General features: G+C 66.8%; 15 protein-coding genes. 6 read left to right on the top strand and 9 right to left on the bottom strand.

Going from position 1 to position 19,022, the window contains the following annotated elements:
* Positions 1-62 precede the first annotated feature (62 nt).
* Genes KZ498_RS03855 through KZ498_RS03845 form a run of 3 tightly spaced genes read right to left on the bottom strand, consistent with a single transcriptional unit; the run spans position 63 to position 3,241 of the window.
* Positions 63-662, bottom strand: coding sequence for a dolichol kinase (locus KZ498_RS03855; RefSeq protein ID WP_312616943.1), 600 nt, complete (start codon positions 660-662; stop codon positions 63-65).
* Positions 663-2,399, bottom strand: a complete 1,737-nt coding sequence (glyS, locus tag KZ498_RS03850) for a glycine--tRNA ligase (RefSeq protein ID WP_312616942.1) — start codon at positions 2,397-2,399, stop codon at positions 663-665.
* Positions 2,396-3,241, bottom strand: a complete 846-nt coding sequence (locus KZ498_RS03845) for a CBS domain-containing protein (protein WP_312616941.1) — start codon at positions 3,239-3,241, stop codon at positions 2,396-2,398. Before KZ498_RS03845 ends, glyS begins: the two co-directional genes overlap by 4 nt.
* Positions 3,242-3,614: 373 nt before the next feature.
* On the opposite strand from KZ498_RS03845, the gene KZ498_RS03840 reads away from it, so the two are divergent.
* Positions 3,615-3,782 (top strand): hypothetical protein, encoded by a 168-nt coding sequence (locus KZ498_RS03840; protein WP_312616939.1) that lies wholly within the window; start codon positions 3,615-3,617, stop codon positions 3,780-3,782.
* Between the two features lie 136 nt (positions 3,783-3,918).
* Complete coding sequence (gene serA / locus KZ498_RS03835) at positions 3,919-5,505, top strand: phosphoglycerate dehydrogenase (RefSeq protein WP_312616938.1); 1,587 nt, start codon at positions 3,919-3,921, stop codon at positions 5,503-5,505.
* 36 nt (positions 5,506-5,541) lie between these two features.
* Here the strand turns inward: serA and KZ498_RS03830 are convergent, their stop codons facing one another.
* The 6 genes from KZ498_RS03830 to KZ498_RS03805 all read right to left on the bottom strand — a co-directional run bounded on the left by KZ498_RS03830 (position 5,542) and on the right by KZ498_RS03805 (position 13,658).
* Positions 5,542-5,757: a hypothetical protein gene (locus KZ498_RS03830; protein ID WP_312616936.1), complete on the bottom strand. Its 216-nt coding sequence runs from the start codon at positions 5,755-5,757 to the stop codon at positions 5,542-5,544.
* 146 nt (positions 5,758-5,903) lie between these two features.
* On the bottom strand, positions 5,904-7,970 hold the full coding sequence (locus KZ498_RS03825) for a PAS domain S-box protein (protein WP_312616934.1): 2,067 nt from the start codon (positions 7,968-7,970) through the stop codon (positions 5,904-5,906).
* Positions 7,971-8,101: 131 nt separating this feature from the next.
* Positions 8,102-12,289, bottom strand: coding sequence for a DNA-directed DNA polymerase II large subunit (locus tag KZ498_RS03820; RefSeq protein ID WP_312616932.1), 4,188 nt, complete (start codon positions 12,287-12,289; stop codon positions 8,102-8,104).
* 1 nt (position 12,290) lies between these two features.
* On the bottom strand, positions 12,291-12,713 hold the full coding sequence (locus KZ498_RS03815) for a DNA-binding protein (protein ID WP_312616930.1): 423 nt from the start codon (positions 12,711-12,713) through the stop codon (positions 12,291-12,293).
* 206 nt (positions 12,714-12,919) lie between these two features.
* Positions 12,920-13,429 carry a 2'-5' RNA ligase family protein gene (locus tag KZ498_RS03810; protein ID WP_312616928.1) on the bottom strand — a complete coding sequence of 170 codons (510 nt, stop codon included), beginning with the start codon at positions 13,427-13,429 and terminating at the stop codon, positions 12,920-12,922.
* 40 nt (positions 13,430-13,469) lie between these two features.
* Positions 13,470-13,658: a hypothetical protein gene (locus KZ498_RS03805; RefSeq protein WP_007189558.1), complete on the bottom strand. Its 189-nt coding sequence runs from the start codon at positions 13,656-13,658 to the stop codon at positions 13,470-13,472.
* Between the two features lie 158 nt (positions 13,659-13,816).
* Here KZ498_RS03805 and KZ498_RS03800 point away from each other — a divergent pair, with 158 nt between their 5' ends.
* From KZ498_RS03800 to argH, 4 genes are all read left to right on the top strand, one after another.
* A complete protein-coding gene (locus KZ498_RS03800; protein WP_312616923.1) occupies positions 13,817-14,899 on the top strand; it encodes a hypothetical protein in 1,083 nt (360 codons plus the stop codon).
* A 158-nt stretch (positions 14,900-15,057) separates the two neighbouring features.
* Positions 15,058-15,822, top strand: coding sequence for a hypothetical protein (locus KZ498_RS03795; RefSeq protein ID WP_312617350.1), 765 nt, complete (start codon positions 15,058-15,060; stop codon positions 15,820-15,822).
* A gap of 408 nt (positions 15,823-16,230) precedes the next feature.
* Positions 16,231-17,499 (top strand): argininosuccinate synthase, encoded by a 1,269-nt coding sequence (locus KZ498_RS03790; protein WP_312616921.1) that lies wholly within the window; start codon positions 16,231-16,233, stop codon positions 17,497-17,499.
* A gap of 4 nt (positions 17,500-17,503) precedes the next feature.
* Positions 17,504-19,006 (top strand): argininosuccinate lyase, encoded by a 1,503-nt coding sequence (gene argH, locus KZ498_RS03785; RefSeq protein ID WP_312616920.1) that lies wholly within the window; start codon positions 17,504-17,506, stop codon positions 19,004-19,006.
* Positions 19,007-19,022: the final 16 nt, after the last annotated feature.

Raw genomic sequence — 19,022 nt, 5'->3', positions numbered from 1 at the left:
GGGCGTTCGGTCCAGCGGTGTTTAAGGGTTCAGGTACCGGAGTGAAAGTAAAAGACGGGGGGTTACAGGCCGATTCCCGGCAGGTACTGGACGCCGAGCCACATCGCAGCGGCGCCCAGCACTGGAATCGAGAAGTTGTCGTCGATGACGTAGCCGGCGATGCGGGGCTTGACCCCGTCGGCGAACGTCGCCGCGATACCGCCGAGGACGGCGGCGGCAGGGGGAACGAAGGGGGCCGCAAGCAGCGTGCAGACGCCGAACATCACCAGCAGGACCCAGGCCTGCTTGACGTTGCTGGCGTCGCCCGAGCCCAGCAGGCCACTGATCGGGTCGCCGATGGCGAGCATCAGCATCGCCGGGACGGCGACCGTCTCGGTCATACCCGGGAGTTCGACGGCGAAGGCGACGATGGCTATCCCGACGATGTACAGCGCGTAGCCGGCGGGGTTGTCCTGCTCGTACTCGCGGGTGAGCCGGTCGTACACCACCCAGTCCAGCCCGGTCGTCAGCCGAACCGCTTCGAGAACCAGTACGACGACCAGCGCCACGGCCAGGAACCCCTGGACGACCCGCCACGTAATCAGCTCCGGCCGGAGCAGGTGTGCGAGCGGGACCGCCGCGCCGGTGACGTGGACGAGCCGCCGGGATACCTCGTCGGCCATCTACAGGTCGCCGAAGGTTCGGTCGCCGCTTGCGAGCCGTTCGAGCCGGTCGGCGAGCCCGTCGATGGGGAGCCGTTTCTGCTCGGTCGTGTCGCGCTCGCGCACCGTGACCTCGCCATCCTCTAGACTCTCGTAGTCCACGGTGACGCAGTAGGGCGTTCCCACCTCGTCCTGCCGGCGGTAGCGCCGGCCGATGGCCCCGGAGTCGTCGTAGGTGACCGAGAGGCCGGCGGCCCGGAGGTCGTCGGCGATGTCGGTCGCGAGGTCGGCCATCCCGTCTTTGTCCATCAGGGGGAAGACGCCGACCGTGGTCGGAGCCTGCTCCGGCGGGAGGTCGAGGTAGGTCCGCTCCTCGCCGTCCACTTCGTCGGTCTCGTAGGAATGTGCGAGAACGGTGTAGATTATCCGACCCACGCCGAAGGAGGGTTCGACGACGTGTGGGCGGATGTGTTCGCCGTTCTCGGTGACCTCGTCGACGCTGAAGTTCGTCTGCTCGACGGGGACGGTGTGGGACTCGCCGTCGACCTCGACGGTGACCTCGTCGCCGTCGAAGGCGTCAGGGTTCCGCTCGGCCAGCGCTTCGAGCGCGTCGGCGACCGCGCCGGCCGACCCGCCGAACTCCGGCCCGAGGTAGCTCATGTCGGGGTCGACGGTGGCGCGTTCGACGGTGACCGGCTCGTCGTACTGCTTGAACACGGTGAAGTCCTCGCCGGAGTGCTCGGCGTGCTTCGAGAGGTCGTAGTCGCCCCGATAGGCGAAGCCGGTGATCTCTATCCAGTCACCGTCGACCTCGCTCTCGGCGTCCCAGCAGTCGGAGGCGTAGTGGGCGCGCTCGCCGGCCAGGTGCTGGCGGTAGCGAAAGCGCTCCATGTCGACGCCGATGCGCTCGTACCACTCCTTCGAGACGCCGAGGTAGTAGGCGACCCACTCGCTTTCGACGACGCCCTGGTCGACGGCCTCGCGGACAGTCAGTTCCTGCATGCCACCGTCCTCGGCCCCCTGTGCTTTTGCCGAGTACAGCGGGAGCACCACGTCCGCCACCTCGGCCAGCGGCGGTTCGTCCTCCTCGGGATCGACGAAGTGCTCCAGTTCGGCCTGGGTGAACTCACGGACGCGGACGAGCGATTTCCGCGGGGAAATCTCGTTGCGGTAGGCCTTCCCGATCTGGGCGACGCCGAAGGGGAGCTGGTTTCGGGCGTACTCCGAGAGCTGCGGGAACTCGACGAAGATGCCCTGGGCGGTCTCCGGGCGGAGATAGCCCGGCGACGACGACCCCGGCCCGATGTTGGTCTCGAACATCAGGTTGAAGTTGTCGACCGGCCGGTCGGCCAGAGACGCCCGACAGGAGGGACACTCGATGCCGTGCTCGGCGATGAGGTCCATCACCTCCTCGTTCGGGAGCGATTCGGCCTCCTCGATGTCGGTGTTGTCCTCGACGAGGTGGTCCGCGCGGTGGGTCGCACCGCACTCGCCGCATTCGACGATCATGTCGTCGAAGCCGTCGAGGTGGCCCGACGCCTCGAAGACGGCCTCGGGCATCACGTCGGGGGCGGAGATCTCCTGATGGCCTTCCTTGACGACGTAGCGGTCCCGCCAGGCGTCCTCGATGTTCGATTTCAGCGCGGCCCCCTGTGGCCCGTAGGTCCAGAAGCCCGCCGCGCCGCCGTAGGCGCTCGAGGAGGGGAAATAGAAGCCGCGACGCTTGGCCAGCTCGGTGAGGCGTTCGCCTTCGCTCATAGGCCTCGCAGCAGGTCGATGTCCCGCACGATACCGGTGAGCTTGTCACCCGACAGCAGCGGGATCTGCTCGATGTCGTGCTCTATCATCAGCTGTGCCGCCTCCTCGGCGGTGCGGCGCTTGTTCACCGTCACGACGTCGGCGGTCATGAACTCGCGGACGGGTTCGACCGGGAGTTCGACGTTGCGGGTTGGCATGTATCGACCGCCGACGGCCTTGATGCCCTCCCAGGCCCAGTCGTCGTCCTGGTTGGCGATGGAGTCGCCGGTGTCGTCCTCGCCCTCGACGACGCGGGCGACTGCGATGATGTCGACCTCGGTGAGCATCCCCGACATGTTGCCGTCGTCTCCAAGCACGACGCCGTAGGGGACGTTCGCGTGGGACAGCTCCCGTTCGGCGACCGTCAGCGGGCTGCCCTCGTACACGCAGTTTATGTCCCGGTTGGCGAGTTCCCCGACGACCGTGTCGCCCTCGACGTCGCCGTTGGCGATGGACCGGATCACGTCGGTCACCGTGATGATTCCCTGAAGCCGCCCGTCGACAATCGGCAGACGACGCTCGCCGTCCTCGACCATCATCTGTGCGGCAGCCTCGATAGACGTGTCTCCGCTGACTGTCGGGACTTCCTCGACGAGCAGGGCGAGCTGGTCCTCGTCGGGACTCTCGATGAGTGCATCGCGTGAAATAATACCTCTGAACTCCTCGCCCTCGTCGGTCTCCTTGATGACCGGGACCGACGAGAAGGCCCGCTCCTGGAAGTACTCCAGGACGTCATCACGGGTACCGGGAATGGTGGCCGTGATGACCTCCGAGCGTGGCGTCATAGCGTCTGCGACGTTCATACTGCCAGAACTTCCTTCCCGCATCTACTAAGTCCTTAACATCCGTCCGTTTTCGACATCCGGTTGCACGCCGGGTAGCTATCGGCCGTCGCCGGAGACCGTGTCTGCGCTGTCTCGGAAACCGATGGACGGTGCCGCTTCGAGCAAACAACTATGTGTTCTGCCATATCTATCCACCTCATACCGGCGAGAATAGAATCGGCGTCTCAAACACTGCTGGTTGAGATATAAGGCTTTAACTATGCTAGCCATGGGCCAGGATATGCCAATCCTGACAGGATGAGAACTATTGTCAGACTGCTGGACGGCGCTCGTAGCCCTCCCCTCTATGGGTTTCGCTAAATTTTTATAGGGTTGTTACATATTATCATGCATGGAGTCGGATACTGTCGCTCCGGTTGAGATGGCCGCGGACGGAGAAATCATGGCGTCCGTCGAAGAAGGGCCGACGGACCAGTTCATCGTCGCCGATGTAACCCGAGACGACGCCTATCTCACACTCCCGCTCGCGGACGCTGCCTCGCTGCCGGCCTGGCGATAGGGGCCCACTTTTGACGACCGGTACCACTCCCCAAGAGAGCCAATCAGCGCCGTGTTTACTCCGTATCGAGTGACAGTGTGGACCCGCTCGGGCGGAGAAAACAAGCGTTATGCCGCCCCAGTAAGTTCGACTCGGTATGAAGGTACTCGTTACGGATCCTATCGCCGACGCCGGTCTCACCCGACTCCGTGAGGCAGGCCATGACGTCGAAACAGCCTACGAGGTCGAGGGCGACGCGCTCCTGGACGCGGTGGCCGACGCGAACGCGCTCATCGTCCGTTCGGGGACCGAGGTCACCGAGGAAGTGTTCGCTGCCGCGCCCGACCTCATCATCGTCGGCCGGGCCGGCATCGGCGTGGACAACATCGACATCGACGCCGCGACCGACCACGGCGTCATCGTCGCCAACGCCCCCGAGGGCAACGTCCGCGCCGCCGCGGAACACTCCGTCGCGATGGCGTTTGCCACCGCGCGCTCCATCCCGCAGGCCCACGACCGCCTGAAAAACGGCGAGTGGGCCAAAGGCGAGTTCCTGGGGACGGAAGTCAACAACAAGACGCTGGGCGTCGTCGGCTTCGGCCGCGTCGGCCAGCAGGTCGCCAAGCGACTGGGGAGTCTCGGCATGGACATCGTCACGTTCGACCCCTACATCAGTCAGGAGCGCGCCGACCAGTTCGGCGCGGAACTGGTCGATGACCTCGAGGACTGTCTCGCGAAGTCCGATTTCATCACGATTCACACGCCGCTGACTCCCGAGACGGAGAACATGATCGGCGAGGAAGAGCTCGCTGAACTCGAAGGCGGCTACGTCGTCAACTGCGCCCGCGGGGGCATCATCGACGAGCCGGCCCTGGCCGAGGCCGTCGAGGACGGCGTCCTGAACGGCGCAGCGCTCGACGTGTTCGGCGAGGAACCCCTGTCCGAGGACAGTCCGCTACTCGACGTGGAGGACATCATCGTCACGCCCCATCTGGGGGCGTCGACGGAGGCCGCACAGGAGAACGTCGCCACTTCCACGGCTGACCAGATTATCGCCGCGGCCAACGGCCAGCCCGTCGCCAACGCCCTGAACGCGCCGTCGCTGGACGAGGCGACGTTCAAGCAGGTCGGTCCGTACCTCGACCTCGCCGACACCGCCGGCCGCATCGCCGTCCAGCTGTTCGGCGGTCACATGTCCGAAGTCCAGGTCACCTACGCGGGCGACATCGCCGAGGAGGACGTGGAGTACGTCACCGCCAGCGCACTGAAAGGCGTGTTCGCGCCCTCGGACCTCCAGGTCAACGCCGTCAACGCCCCGCAGATCGCCAAAGACCGGGGCATCGACGTGACCGAGTCCAAGACCCGCTCCTCCGAGGACTACCAGAGCCTCATCACCGTCACCGTCTCCGACGGCGAGGAGTCCGTCTCGGTCTGTGGGACCCAGTTCGGCGGCGATGAACCCCGCATCGTCCGTATCGACGACCACCGCATCGAGGCCGTCCCCCACGGGCACATGCTGGTCGTCCGCAACCGGGACGAGCCGGGCACCATCGGGTTCATCGGGACCGTGCTGGGCGACGCCGACATCAACATCGCCGGGATGTTCAACGGCCGCGAGACGATCGGCGGGGAGGCCCTGTCCGTCTACAACCTCGACGAACAGCCGCCAAAAGACATCATCGAGCGGCTAAACGACGACAGTCGCATCATCGAGACGACCTACGTCGAACTCGGCGACGAGTAACACAGCGAAAGCAGTTTTCCGACGTCCAGTCGCGGCTTACTTTCCGTCGATGAGGCGCTCGTATCGGTCGATGACGGCCTGGCGGTGTTCGCGTTCACGTTCGAGCGCGGTTTCCAGTGAGGCCACCTGCGAGCGCAACAGCGCGATCTGTATCTGATAGATCGTGCTGGGCGTCTGTCGGGGCGATGGTAACGGGGTCTCCGACCGGCCCCCGGAGTTGATAGGCGGCGCCGAATCGCGGGACGAGGCCATATCGGTGACAGAACCGCCACGGGCAAAAACACCCGTCGGACGGCTGTCACGCGCTCGTCAGTCGCCCTGAGAGGTCCGGCGCTGACTGTCCCCGGCGACAGTGTTGTCGGTGTGTTTACACGGCGCCTCGAAGCGCGTCGCCTGTTTCACCCATCCCTGTACTGGTTGGCGGCGAGGAACTCGAAACGGGCCCCACCCGTCTCGCTCTCGGTTACAGACACGGCCCAGTCGTGTGCGTGTGCGATCTCCTCGACGATTGTCAGGCCGAGCCCCGTGCCGTCCTCACTTGTCGTGTAGCCGTTATCGAAGACCCCGTCCCGGTCCTCCGGGGGGATGCCGACCCCGTCGTCGGCGACGTAGAAGCCGCCGTCGAGCGCTCCGACCCGAACCGTCGACGCCTGCCCGTGCGTGACGGCGTTCCGGAACAGGTTCTCGAAAAGGTGTTTGAGACGGGTGTCGTCCCCCGAGACGACGAGGCTGTCCTCCTCGACCACCAGTTCGGTCTCACTGGAGCTGACGTGGGTCCAGCAGGCACGCGCGACCGCACTGAGGTCGACCGGCGCCGGGTCCTCGACGCGGTTCCCCTGCCGGGTCAGCGTCAACACGCCCTCGATGACTTCTTCCATCCGCTCGTGGGCCTGACGCATCCGGTCGATTCCGGCGGTGCAGTCGTCGAGCTGGCTCAGCGTCCCCTTGGCGACCTGCAGCGGGTTCCGGAGGTCGTGTGAGACGGTGCTGGCGAACTGTTCGAGCCGTTCGTTCTCCCGCTGTAGCTCCCGCTCTTTTTGCAGTCGTTCCAGGGCGATCTCCGCGTTGCTCGCGACGATCTGCACGAGGTTCAGGTCGGTCTCGTCGAACGCGTCCGGTTCGGTCTGTCCCACGCTGATGATGCCGTAATCACTGATGGGGACGTACAGCCACGAGACGACCGGTTCGAGCTCTGTACCGCCGTCGTGGTCACGGATATCCGTGTAGATGCTCGCCCGCTGGTCTTCGAAGGCCTCGCCGGGGAACCCCTCGCCGACCTCGTAGGTCGGTCGCTCCGACAGCAACTCCTCGGCCTTGTCGTTGACGTGAACCGGCTGGAGCTCCCCGTCCTGAAGCACCCGGATCACGTTGATGCGGAACTCCAGAATCGATTCGATGGCCGCTCCGACTTCGGCGGCAACCGCCGACGGACTGTCAGCGCTGAGCAGGTCCCGGGTGCCCTCGTGCAGCGCCTTTACTTTCCCCTCACGCCGCCGCTTTTCGGTGATGTCCGTGTTGATAGCGACGTAGCCACGCGGCTCGTCGTCGCGGGGAAGCGGCGCAATGGTCTGTTCGATGACGTAGCGCTCACCGTCGGGGCGCTCGTTGACCAGTTCGCCCTGCCACACGTCGCCGGCACCGATGGTGTCCCACAGGGTCTCGTAGAAGGCCTCGTCGTGTTCGCCCGATTTGAGGACCCGCGGCGTGTGGCCGACGACCTCCGCCGCGGCGTACCCGGTCAGCTCTTCGAACGCCGGATTGACGTACTCGATGACGCCGTCGCGGTCGGTGAACACGACGGCATGGCCCGCGCTCTCGACCGCCTCCCGGAACTTCCACGGACTGATGTCGTCGCTCTCCGGGCGGCCGGCGCCCGTCTTCCCGCCGTCGGCCAGCGGTGCCTGCCCCCCGTCAGTGGTCCCCCGTATCAGGTCGAGCTGGGCGGAGAGGACATCGGCGTCGATTCGTTCGAGCTCACACAGAACCTCCGGTCTTGCGAGGTCGCGGAGCCGTCGGCGCACGCGCTGAAACGCCGGAATCTGTTCGAGTTCGGCGCTCGAACGGGTCGCACCGAGCACGCGTGCCTTCCGCGTCAGCGACACCGCCTCCCGGAGGTCACCGTCTCCGAGCGCCATCGCCCGGTCGACGGCCCGTCCGAGGGTCGTCCCGTCCACCGGTTTCCGGAGGTAGTCATCACACGGGAGCGACAGGAGCGCCGGCGTCGGCTCGGCCCCGGCCACGACGAGCAGGTAGTACGACCCGGCGACGTCCTGGACCGTCTCTTTCAGGTCCTGAAACGCCATCCCTGACTGTCCGTGGCCGTAGATGACGACATCTGACCGAGTAAACGACGGGTCGATTTCGTCCGCTGTCCCGGCCAGCGTGTAGCTGTATGACTGGTCGAGGCCTGTCTCGTACACCCGGTAATCGACTGAATCGTCGATGACCAGCACGTCTCGGTCCATCCCTTCCATCGCTTTCTATCAGTATTCATAATATACTTCGCCCGGATTGCGAGTAGCTGAGAACGCGAGCCGGTTTTAAATGCAGTCCCGAACATGTCATTCCGCCCGCGCGACCCGTTCTACAGGCGGTATTACATGAAGTCAGCGATGCCTGACTGCTTGTTGTGGTCGTTCTCGAACACCGATTCGATCTTCCGCTCTAAGATCTTGAGCCGCTGTTTCGTGTAGTCCCGCGCGCCGAACTCGTCGGCGACGCGGATGGCCGTATCGATGTACTTGTTGACCGACCCCTCGTGGACGGTGAGGTTGACCCGGCCGCCACACTCCCGGCAGTCGCCGGTCAGGGGCGCGCGGCGGAACGACTGCCCGCAGTCCAGACACCGGACCTCCTGTCTGGAGAAGGCCCGGAGGTTGCCGATGAGGTCCGGCAGGAAGTGGTACTCGATGATGCGTTCGGCCACGTCGCTCTCGACGACGGCCCGGAGCTTGCGGGAGATCTCCAGTTGGGCGTCCATCTTGTCCTCCATCGAGCCGAGCGTCTTGTACGCCGAGAGGTCCGGCCCGGCGGCGATGTTCGCGGTGTCGTGGGTGTGGCGGAACTCGGTGTACTCGCGGTCGGTACCCAGCGTCTCCTCGGCGATCTTCATGACGTCCTCGACCTCGGTGGGGTCTTTCATCTCCCGGGTGGCCTCGTAGAACGCCCGGGGATACGAGTCCATGATGTCCATGTTGTGGGCCTCGTCGTCGATCTCGCTGGGGTCGATGCGCGAGGACATAACTAAGGGCGCGTCCATCTTTCCACCCCTCTGGTTCGGCAAGAAAGTCTGTGAGAAGTTCAGCAACCCGTCCATCAGAAGCATGACGCAATCTTCGTCACCGTCGCACTGACCAACGTAGGTTCCTTCGACGGCCACACGGTGCGTGTCGGCGACCGTGAGACAGTAGACGTGGTCCACATCGCTCTCGACGTACTCGACGGTCTCGACGGTGTCCGTCGGGACAGCGCCGTCAGTGACTGCCGTCGCGGCCTCGCCGCGGGCCGTCATTGTCGTCGTCTCGCCGCCGTCGTAGGCGGGGAGTTCGTCGCCGGGGGTCAGGTCGCTGGCCGGGACCTCCTCGATCCCATCGGGACCGGCCCGGAGCATGGTGTGGTCGGGCGTGACCCGGAGCGTCCGGGCGCCGACGGTTATCTTGACAAGGTGGTCCGGCGCGGGATGTTTCGAGACGGCGTCGACGGGCTGGCGGCAGGGGCCACCGTCACCCAGCGACGACACGGTGAGGTCGCCGTCTAGCTCCTGGACGAGCGTCCCGAAGTCGTCTGCTTCGGGGTCGTCCAGTCGGTTTTCGACCAGTTCCTCGATGGTACCGTATCCCCAGTCGTCGCTCTCGTCCTCGTACCACAGCCGGGTGTCCGGGTGGAAGCAGTTCCGCCGTTTGGCGGCGTGGAAGTACGGGTGCGCGTAGCCGACGGCGGCGGAGGTGAAGCCGACGACGCGGCCGACCGTCGCCGCACTGGTGTGGGGGGCCATCCCGAACACGAGTTCGCCGACGAGGTCCTCGCGGTCGTCGAACTCGTAGAACCGCTCCAGCCCGTAGTACTGCTCTAAGAGGTCGTCGACGAAGCGGGCGGTCTGGAGCATGTGCTCGGCCGCGCCGTCCGAGAGGACGATGTCCTGGACCTTCAGCTCGACCAGCTGGTCGTCGTGGGTCAGCGGGTCGCCGTGGATGTCCTCCGTGTAGCCCAGGCCGCGGAGGCGCTCGGCGGAGACGTCCAGTTCCGCGGCCCGGACCGCCGTCACCGGCAGGTCCGTCATGTCGTAGCGGACCGTCCCGTCCTTGAACGCCGAGACGTCGTGTTTCGCCCGGAGGATGCCCTTCTCCATCGGCTCCGGGACCTTCTCCTCGGAGGTGAGCCCCTTGACGGCTTTCAGTTGCTCGAAGGCCGTCTCGCGCTCGCCGACGTTCTGCAGGGCGTCCCGATACGCTTCCTGGAGGTCTAACACTTTGTACTGGGTCGGCGAGGCGAGCGTCTCACAGCGCGAACACTCCGCGCGGCCGGACTCGTCGCGCTCGACCTCGGATTCGCAGTCGGGACAGACGTACACCGGCTCGGTGACCCCGCTGCAGTCCGGACAGTTCGCGTGATGGGTCTCGGTCCCGCAGTCGGGACAGCGACGGCGGGCGATTTCTACCTCGACGCGGCCGGGGGTGTCGCTCATCCCCTCGGCGTGTTTCGTCGCCTTGGCCACGTCCCGCTGTGCGCCGCCGGCCTCGCCGATGGGGCTGAGCGTGTGGACGGCCGGCGAGAGGTCCCGGCGTTCTGACTTCTCCGGGCGCCCCATCCGGTTGCCGATCCGGGTCGGGGCGCGCTCCCGGACCTGGAACGGCGCGATCTCGTTGACTGCCACGATGGCGTTTTGCCCGTCTTCGGGTTCGGCGTCATCGGCGACCCCGATGGCGTCGACCGACTCGCTCTCCCCGTAGGTCCGGGCACGCTCGGAGAGGTCGTCTCGCGTCCAGTCTCGCTCCAGCGACCGCGAGAAGCCGAGTGTCCGCACCAGCGGCACCCAGTCGGTTACCGTGACCGTGTCTTCGTCCTGGGTGTGCTCGACGAGCAGGTGTTCCAGCGTCTCCTGGACGGCGTCGGTCCGGGGTAGGACGAGTGCGCCGTCGTCGCTGTCGGGGTCGCCCGTCGTGTCGTCTACGTCCGGGTCGGCGTACGCGCCGTCGGCCTGGACGATACGGCTGTCCTCGACGGCGTCGGCGAGCGCACACACCTGGTCGACGCTCACGTCGTGCCAGAGGTAGGTGTACTTCGGGTGCAACGGGACGTCGTAGTCGGTGGCCCACTCGACGGCCTCCTCGGCGCTCGGGTCGGCGAGGTCGACGTGGGGCGAGTCCTGCATCGCCTGTACGTCCGCGCCGGCGGCGTCGAGGTCCTGCTCCCACCACTCGACAGTGTAGGAGGCCGGCGCGAGCGGGTGGTTGTTCTCGACGAACTCCCCGTAGTTGACCAGATACTCGCCCAGGTCGAGTATCTTCACGACGCCGTTGCGGACCGCGAGCGCCTCCTCGGCGTCGTCGATGCGGCGCACGTCGCCGTTGGCCAGGCGCACGGTCGGCCCCTCGATGGTGTCGACCGGCACGACGCCGGCGGCTTTCCCAGGCCGCTCGGTCTTGATCTGGGTCCCGGTCGCGAGGAAGTCGTCGACGAGATGCATCGTCGCCGGGTGGACGCCGGCGGTCGCGAAGCCGTGGTTGCGCGCACGCCCGTAGCGAAGCCGGAACCCGCCCGCCTTCGACGGGTGGGAGAACACCGGCCGGCCGGCGATGAGGTCCCGCAAATACTTGTCTGCGGGTTCGACGCGTGGCGGTCCCGTCTGCTCGTCGGCGTCGTCCTCGGTGGTGTCGGCGTCCCCCTCGCTCGCGGCTTCGCCGCCTGCGTCTCCCGGTGCCCCCTCCTGGTCGGCCTCGTCCTTGCCGATTGTCCCGTCGATGAGGTGCTGCAGCCACGGCCAGTCGACCTCGTCCAGGTTCCGGGTGTACCGTTGAATCTTCGGCGCTTTCAGCGCGATTCCTTCGGCCAGCACCAGACACATCCCGCCGCGCGGCGAGTTCGAGTCGACGCGTTCGAGGTCCCGGTAGCCCGACACCTCCTCGTCGCCGGTCGCCTCGCCGTCGAGCATGATGGGCATGTGCTCGGCGATGAACTTCGTCTCCTTCTCTTTGGGCGAGTACTGCAGACCGGTGTCCTTGTCGTAGAGGTCGATCTCCTCGGCGTAGCGGCCGATCTCATCGTCGCGGGCTCTGTACTGGTCGATGCTAAGAAGCGCGCGGGCGTAGTCCGCGACCAGCACGGAGAGCGCCTGTGCGGTCCCGCCGGCGGAGCGGATCGGGCCGGCGTAGTAGACGTTGATGAACTCCGTGCCGTCGTCGTTTTCCAGCAGTTCGACGCGGTCGATGCCCTCGATGGGGGCGGCGACGACACCCTCGGTCAGCAGAGCGACGGCGGTCCGAACTGCCCCCTCGACCTTCCCTTCGCGGCTGTCGTAGTCGCCGACGGTCCCCTCGACGAAGTCCTCAACCAGTTCCAGCGCGGCCTCCTCGCGGGACATCTCCCCCTCGAGTTCTCGCACCCGTTCGGCGACGCCGTCGATGCCGAGGATGTTCTCGACCCGGTCGGCCATGTCGCGCGCGGTCGGGATCTCGACTTCGGGTTTCGGGTCGCCGCCGCGCTCCTTGGCCCGCTCGGCGACGTCGAAGGCAGACTCGAGCTGGGTTTCGAGCGTTTCGAAGTACTGTTCGTCGGCCTCCCGCATCTTAGATGTTCCAGAGGTCCAGGTCGGTCGGCTCGTCGTGTTCCCGCCGGAGCGTCGTGTCGAACCCGCGGACGTACAGCTCGCCCGCCCAGACGGTGCCGGCGTTCAGGTGGCCGGCGACCGCCTCGCCGTCAGGCCGCGAGAGGACGGCGTGGGTGTGGGCGAACCGCTCCCCGTCCAGATGTGAGATGTTACCCATGCAGGCGGCGACCTCGAGCGGTTCGTCGAAGGTCAGCGAGTCGTACTCGGTCCGGTCCTGGTCGTAGAACATGAGCTCCGCGTTCTGGACCGCCCCCAGCCCGTAGAAGAAGCCGGCGTCGATGCTCCGCCTGTCGGCGAATGTCTCGATTTCCTCGCGCCAGTCCGCACCGTGCTCCAGTCGGCAGACAAACTCGGACGTGCTGTCGACTTCCCGGTAATCCATATCTGTAGTGGATGACAGGCCGCTCCAAAAGCGTTGCTTTCGGTCCAACCGTTTATATCCGAAGCCGGGACCACCCTCGCTGTGACGTAGCCACGGCCCGGCGCGGCCAGCGGTTGCGCGGCACACCGCGTCGGGACCGACGCGTGTCGCCTGTTCGCCATCATTTCGGGGGCTGTCGTCCGGCCTGAATCGACCGCCGACGAGTGCTACGCCGGCAGCGACACCCGGCTGACCGGCTGGTTCCGGTCGGCGTCGTAGAAGGTGAGCTCGTCGACAGTCCACCGGATCGGTTCGACGTCCCGCTCGACCAGCCGCGCGGCGGCGTCGCGGTCCCCGCCACGGGCGACGGTCACGTGCGGGACGTACTCCTCGCCCTCCATCTCGTCGACGGGGTCGAAGCGCTCGCAGAGCCGTTCGTGGAGATTGACCAGTCCGGGGCTCTCGACGGCGAGATACACCACCGGCGAGGGGCCGGTTACGGCCGTCTCGAACTGCTCGACGGCCGAAACCCGTGCCTCGAACGTCGGCTGGCCCCGGAGCGCCTCGCGCCCTTGCGCTTCCAGCCGCGCGTAGGCCGCGTGGTCGCCATCGCCGAGTCGCTTGGCGACCAGCGTGTGTTCGCCCCGTCCCCGCCGCTGTGCAAGCGGCAGGTCGGCGGCAAGCTCGGCCGCCAGCGCCGTGACTGCCGACGGGAGCGGGACGTTGATGCTGTACACACCGCGTGGGTCGCCCGCTGTGGGCAAAAAGAGCGCGGTCCTACAGCCGGTCGAGCAGCCACAGGACGATGAGGACGACCAGAACCACGCCGAGTATCGGCTGGAGCGGCCCGAGGAGCCACCCCAACAGACCCAGAACCCCACCGATAATTTCGAGCACTAACCAGACAACAATGAGGACGAGGACGATCTTCAGCAGGGTGTCCACGTCGAGTTTGGCTCTGTCCATGCCCGATAGGATTCCCTCGCCGGGCAAACCCCTTGTGGCCGTGGGGGCTGGCGGTTGGGATTCCGGCATAGACGCGGCATGGGATGTAAGGCCGCCGGCTATCAGTTCACACAATCGGCAATAAACGATATACCTGCCGAGGGGATAGCCGCGGTAGGATGGGCCGGACCGCTGGAACGCTGGTAGTCGTCATCGTCGCGATAGCACTGCTTGTACCGACAGTGACCGGGGTCGGTTTCGGCGGCTTCGAACAGCAGTCTGTCGACGCGGACGTGGTCGTGATGACCGCTGACGTGGACCCCGATGGGACCGCCGACTGGACGGTCGCCTACCGTATCCGGTTAGACGACGACAACGCCACACAGGCGTTCGAGGACCTGCGGGCTGATATCCGGGCGGACCCCTCGGCGTACACGGACCGCTTCGAGAGCCGGATGCAACGCACTGCCGGAGCAGCGGAAAACACGACCGGCCGTGAGATGGCCGTCGAGAACGTCAGCGTGAGCGCGCGCGAGGAGACGTTCGGCCAGACGTACGGCGTCGTCACCTACCGGTTCCGGTGGACGAACTTCGCCGCCGTCTCCGGCGACCGCATCGAGATCGGCGACGCGCTCTCGGGGCTGTTTCTGGACCGCGAAACCTCGCTGACCCTGCGATGGCCGGCGGACTACCGGGCCGACTCCGTCGCGCCGGGGGCCGACGAACGCGGGAACGGCTCCGTCACCTGGCGGGGCCAGCAGGAGTTCGGGGCGAACGAACCGCGAGTGGTCGTCAGTCCGAGAGACGCCACTGGCGGGGACGGGGGTACCAGCCCGCTCGTCGCTGGCCTCCTGGCGCTGGTCGGAATCGCCGCCGCAGCGTATGCCCTTCGACGGTACGGCGCGTTCGGCGGCGATGAGCCGGCCGAACCGCCGGCGTCGATGGTCGAATCGGACGACGCGCCGTCGGGACAGCCCGCGGCCGGCACGGACGACGCTGCCGGCGAACCGCCGGCCGAACTCCTGAGCAACGAGGAGCAGGTCCTGCAACTGCTCGAATCCAACGGCGGCCGGCTCAAACAGCAGCAGGTGGCCGGCGAACTCGACTGGACCGACGCCAAGACGAGTCAGGTCATCGGCGGCCTGCGCGACGAGGACAAGGTCGAGACGTTCCGGATCGGCCGGGAGAACGTGGTCACGCTGCCGGACACTGACGTGACTGGCGCGAGCGGTGACGCGGACAGCGGCGACGAGATAGAGTGATAAAAGTATCGACCGTTCACTGCGGTTTCCAACCTGGAATCCCCGAAGTCGGGCGGTTTTAATCCGGCTTAATCGGCGCTAACTCGACCTCACAGACGCCTATTTATAGGGTATTCGGGGACAAAGCAACGGACGTGATGAGACGAGCCTCCCCAGTCATGCTGGCAGTCGTGCTCGTGGTGAGCACACTCGCCGCGGTCCCGGCGGCGACGACGGCACAGGAGACGGAGATACCAACCGCACAGGCCGACGACAGCGCGGTAGCCCCCGGCGCACAGCTGGCGGGCGTCGTCAGCGTGCAGGAAGCCGAACTGGACGGTGAGGTCCAGTCCCGGACGTTCGGGATTCGTATCGCTCAGGCGAACACCGACGACGCGAAGGCGTCCGTCGTCGCCGATCAGGTGAACGACTCCGAGGCGCGGCTCGCGGAACTCCAACAGCGCAAGCGGGCGCTCGATGCGGCCCGCGAGAACGGGTCGATGAGCGAGGGCGAGTACCGAGCCAGGGCCGCACAGCTTCACGCCGAGACGCGGAACGTCCAGCGGCTGGCCAACGAGACGAGCGAGACGGCCAGCCGGCTCCCCGCTGACGCCCTTGAGCAAAAGGGCATCGACGCGACGGCGATCAAGACCCTCTCACAGCGCGCGAGCGAACTGAGCGGTCCGGAAGTCGCCGCTATCGCGCGGGACATCGCCGGCCCGGACGTCGGGCGGCAGACCCGCCCTGCCGACGCGGGCGACCGCGGCGACGCAGCGAATCGAACCGAGATGGGCGACCGTCCCGGAGCCGAGCGGGAGCGGACCCCGATGAACGAGCGGCCCGCCGACAGCACTACCCCGACCAACGAGACGGCGACTGACGGCCGGGACACCGAACCGCCGACCGGCAACAACGGGGCCGGCAGCGCCGACGGTGGCCAGTAGCACGGCTGGGGGCTGACACCTGACCGAAGCCAGTCACACACCGGCCCGTGTGCTGTCACCGGCCGTAACAGGCGGTGCCGAAACCGCCGCTCACGGTTGTATCCATGTGTCTGGGGACCATACACACGCCACCGCTAACACGGAAACTATTAGTACTCGACTCACACAGCAGAAAGTACATGACGCAGACCCCTCCCTCAATGACGCTCGCTGCGGTCAGCGAGGGGTCCCTCCGTTTCTCCCCACGACGACGACCGGGCCGTTTCTAGGCCCACTACTACTTACTCTCCGCTCGACAGGTTCGTTTCGTCGCTAGACGCCGTCGTCGTCGGTTCGACGGGACCTTCGGTCTGTTGCGCCTGACCGGAAACCGACAGGCACACCACGGAACCAATCCAGAACACATCCATGCCAGAAGGAAACGGAACCGTCGCGCTCGCGTTCTCGGGCGGGCTCGACACGACAGTCTGCGTATCGCTGCTGAAAGAGGAGTACGGCTACGACGAGGTCATCGGCGTCACCGTCGACGTCGGCCAGCCCGACTACGAGTTCGAGGAGGCCGAGGAGACCGCCGAGGCGCTCGGCGTCGAACAGCACGTCGTCGACGCCACCGAGGAGTTCGCGGACCTCTGTATGGAGGCCGTCAAGGCCAACGCCGACTACCAGGGCTACCCGCTCGGGACCGCCCTCGCGCGCCCGGTCATCGCCAAGGCCATCCTCTCGGTCGCCGAGGAAGAGGGCTGTTCGGCCGTCGCGCACGGCTGTACCGGCAAGGGCAACGACCAACTGCGCTTCGAGGCCGTCTGGCGCGACTCCGACCTCGATGTCATCGCACCGGTCCGCGAACTCGGGCTGACCCGCGAGTGGGAAAACGAGTACGCCGCCGAGAAGGGCCTGCCCGTCGAGGGCGGCGACGGCGGCCGCTACTCTATCGACACGAACCTCTGGAGCCGCTCAATCGAGGGCTCCGAACTCGAAGACCCGAGCACCATCCCGTCCGATGACATCTACAAGTGGACCGACAACCCCTCGGACAAGGACGCCGAACTCGTCGAGGTCACGTTCGAGGACGGCGTTCCCGTCGCCGTCGACGGCGACGAACTCGGCGGGGTCGAACTCATCGAGCAACTCAACGAGCAGGCGGGTGCCCACGGCATCGGCCGCACGGACATGATGGAGGACCGCATGCTCGGGCTGAAAGTCCGCGAGAACTACGAACACCCGGCGGCCACGGTTCTGCTGACGGCCCACGAGGCGCTGGAGGGGCTGGTGCTCACACAGGAGGAGCGCCAGTTCAAGGCCCAGGTCGACCAGGAGTGGTCCCAGAAGGCCTACGAGGGCCTCGTCGACGCGCCGCTGACGGGCGCGCTGGAGGCGTTCATCGACGACACGAACGAGCGCGTCACCGGCTCCGTGACGGTGAAGATGGAGGGCGGCCACTGCCGCCCGGTCTCGCGCGAGTCCGACTACGCCGTCTACAGCGAGTCCGCAGCCTCCTTCGACGAGGAAGACGTTTCGGGTGGCATCACCCAGCAGGACGCCACTGGCGTCGCGAAGTACCACGGCTTCCAGTCCCGCCTCGCGAACAAGGTCCTCGAAGGCGCGAAGAAAGGGGCCGCCGTCACGGATGGCAGTGGCGACCAGTCGGACGCCGCGAGCGAGGCCACGGAGGAGTAACGACATGAGTGACGGCGAGGACCACGAAACGACGGGCGCGGCCGACGACCACGACGAGACGGTCGTCCGCCGGGACCGCTTCGCGGGCGGGCCCGCCAGGTCGTTCCTCTCCTCGCTGTCCGACGACGAGCGCATCTTCGCGGCCGACCTCGCCGTCGACCGCGCGCACGTCGTGATGCTGGCCGAACAGGGGATAATCGACCCCGAGACGGCAGGCGAGGTGCTGGCAGCGCTGGCAGCCGTCGAGGACGCGGGCCACGGCGCGCTCCTCGACGGCGAGGACGTCCACGAGGCCATCGAGAGCGCCGTCATCGAACGCGTCGGCCCTGCCGGCGGGAAGATGCACACCGCCCGCTCGCGCAACGACGAGGTGGCGGCCTGCATCCGCTACCGTCTGCGCGAAGACATACTGGACCTCGTCGAGACCGTCGTCGGTGCCCGCGAGCAACTCATCGAGGTGGCTCGCGTTGAGCGGGAGACGGTGATGCCCGGCTACACGCACCTCCAGCCCGCCCAGCCGACGACGGTCGCCCACTGGGTGCTGTCCTACGAGCAGGCGCTCCAGCGCGACACCGCTCGCCTGCTGGACGCCTACGGGCGGGTCAACCAGAACCCCCTCGGGTCGGCGGCCTTCGCGGGGACGCCCTTCGACGTGGACCGTGAGCGTACCGCGGAACTGCTCGGGTTCGACTCGGTGGCGGAGAACTCGATGGACGCCTCGGCGACGCGCGATTTCCTCGTCGAGACGACTGGTGCGGTCGCGACGCTGGCGACGACCCTGTCGGGGCTGGCCGAGGACGTGGTCGTGATGGCGAGCAAGGGTCACGTCGACCTCGACGACGACTACGCCTCGACGTCGTCGATCATGCCCCAGAAGAAGAACCCGGATACGCTGGAGCTCGTCCGCGGGCGCACCGGCGATGCTGTTGGGGGGCTGAACGGCCTGCTGACCAACCTCAAGGGCCAACCCCGCGCCTACAACCGCGACCTCCAGCGCGCCGGCCGTCACGCCTGGGACGCCATCGACAGTGTCACCGAGAGCACCGAGGTCGCCGCGGGCGCGGTCGCGACGGCCGACTGGCCCGCCGAACGGCTCGAAGCCGCGGCGACCGACGGGTTCGCCACGGCGACCGGCGTAGCCGACCTGCTGGCGATGGCCGGCGTCCCCTTCAGGACGGCCCACGAGGTCGTGGCGGAGGCCGCCGCGCAGCTGGGGCCCGACGAGGACGCGCCCGACTACGAGGCGCTGTCGGCCGTCGCCGAGGACCTGCTGGGCGAGCCCCTGTCGACCTACGTCGACCGCGAGGCGCTTTCGGCCGCGCTCGACCCGACCGAAAGTGTCGCGATGCGGGACTCTCGCGGTGGCCCGGCCCCCGACGCCGTCGCCGAGCAGGTGTCGACGGCAGCGGACGTGCTCGCAGGGGACAGCGAGGCGCTGACTGACCGCAGGCACGCGGTTTCACAGGCGGCTGACCGCCGCCGGACGGAGGTGGACCGATATGTCTGAGCGACCACCGTCCCCT

Origin of the sequence: Haloarcula sp. 1CSR25-25 (assembly GCF_032027985.1) — an archaeon.
In the GTDB taxonomy this organism is placed as follows: domain Archaea; phylum Halobacteriota; class Halobacteria; order Halobacteriales; family Haloarculaceae; genus Haloarcula.
This window is presented reverse-complemented; position numbering and strand designations above follow the sequence as displayed.

Bases quoted from the DNA above. Each gene is read 5' to 3' on its own strand.
- KZ498_RS03855 (WP_312616943.1), bottom strand. From the start codon at position 662: ATGGCCGACGAGGTATCCCGGCGGCTCGTCCACGTCACCGGCGCGGCG.
- glyS (WP_312616942.1), bottom strand. From the start codon at position 2,399: ATGAGCGAAGGCGAACGCCTCACCGAGCTGGCCAAGCGTCGCGGCTTC.
- KZ498_RS03845 (WP_312616941.1), bottom strand. From the start codon at position 3,241: ATGAACGTCGCAGACGCTATGACGCCACGCTCGGAGGTCATCACGGCC.
- KZ498_RS03840 (WP_312616939.1), top strand. From the start codon at position 3,615: ATGGAGTCGGATACTGTCGCTCCGGTTGAGATGGCCGCGGACGGAGAA.
- serA (WP_312616938.1), top strand. From the start codon at position 3,919: ATGAAGGTACTCGTTACGGATCCTATCGCCGACGCCGGTCTCACCCGA.
- KZ498_RS03830 (WP_312616936.1), bottom strand. From the start codon at position 5,757: ATGGCCTCGTCCCGCGATTCGGCGCCGCCTATCAACTCCGGGGGCCGG.
- KZ498_RS03825 (WP_312616934.1), bottom strand. From the start codon at position 7,970: ATGGACCGAGACGTGCTGGTCATCGACGATTCAGTCGATTACCGGGTG.
- KZ498_RS03820 (WP_312616932.1), bottom strand. From the start codon at position 12,289: ATGCGGGAGGCCGACGAACAGTACTTCGAAACGCTCGAAACCCAGCTC.
- KZ498_RS03815 (WP_312616930.1), bottom strand. From the start codon at position 12,713: ATGGATTACCGGGAAGTCGACAGCACGTCCGAGTTTGTCTGCCGACTG.
- KZ498_RS03805 (WP_007189558.1), bottom strand. From the start codon at position 13,658: ATGGACAGAGCCAAACTCGACGTGGACACCCTGCTGAAGATCGTCCTC.
- KZ498_RS03800 (WP_312616923.1), top strand. From the start codon at position 13,817: ATGGGCCGGACCGCTGGAACGCTGGTAGTCGTCATCGTCGCGATAGCA.
- KZ498_RS03795 (WP_312617350.1), top strand. From the start codon at position 15,058: ATGCTGGCAGTCGTGCTCGTGGTGAGCACACTCGCCGCGGTCCCGGCG.
- KZ498_RS03790 (WP_312616921.1), top strand. From the start codon at position 16,231: ATGCCAGAAGGAAACGGAACCGTCGCGCTCGCGTTCTCGGGCGGGCTC.
- argH (WP_312616920.1), top strand. From the start codon at position 17,504: ATGAGTGACGGCGAGGACCACGAAACGACGGGCGCGGCCGACGACCAC.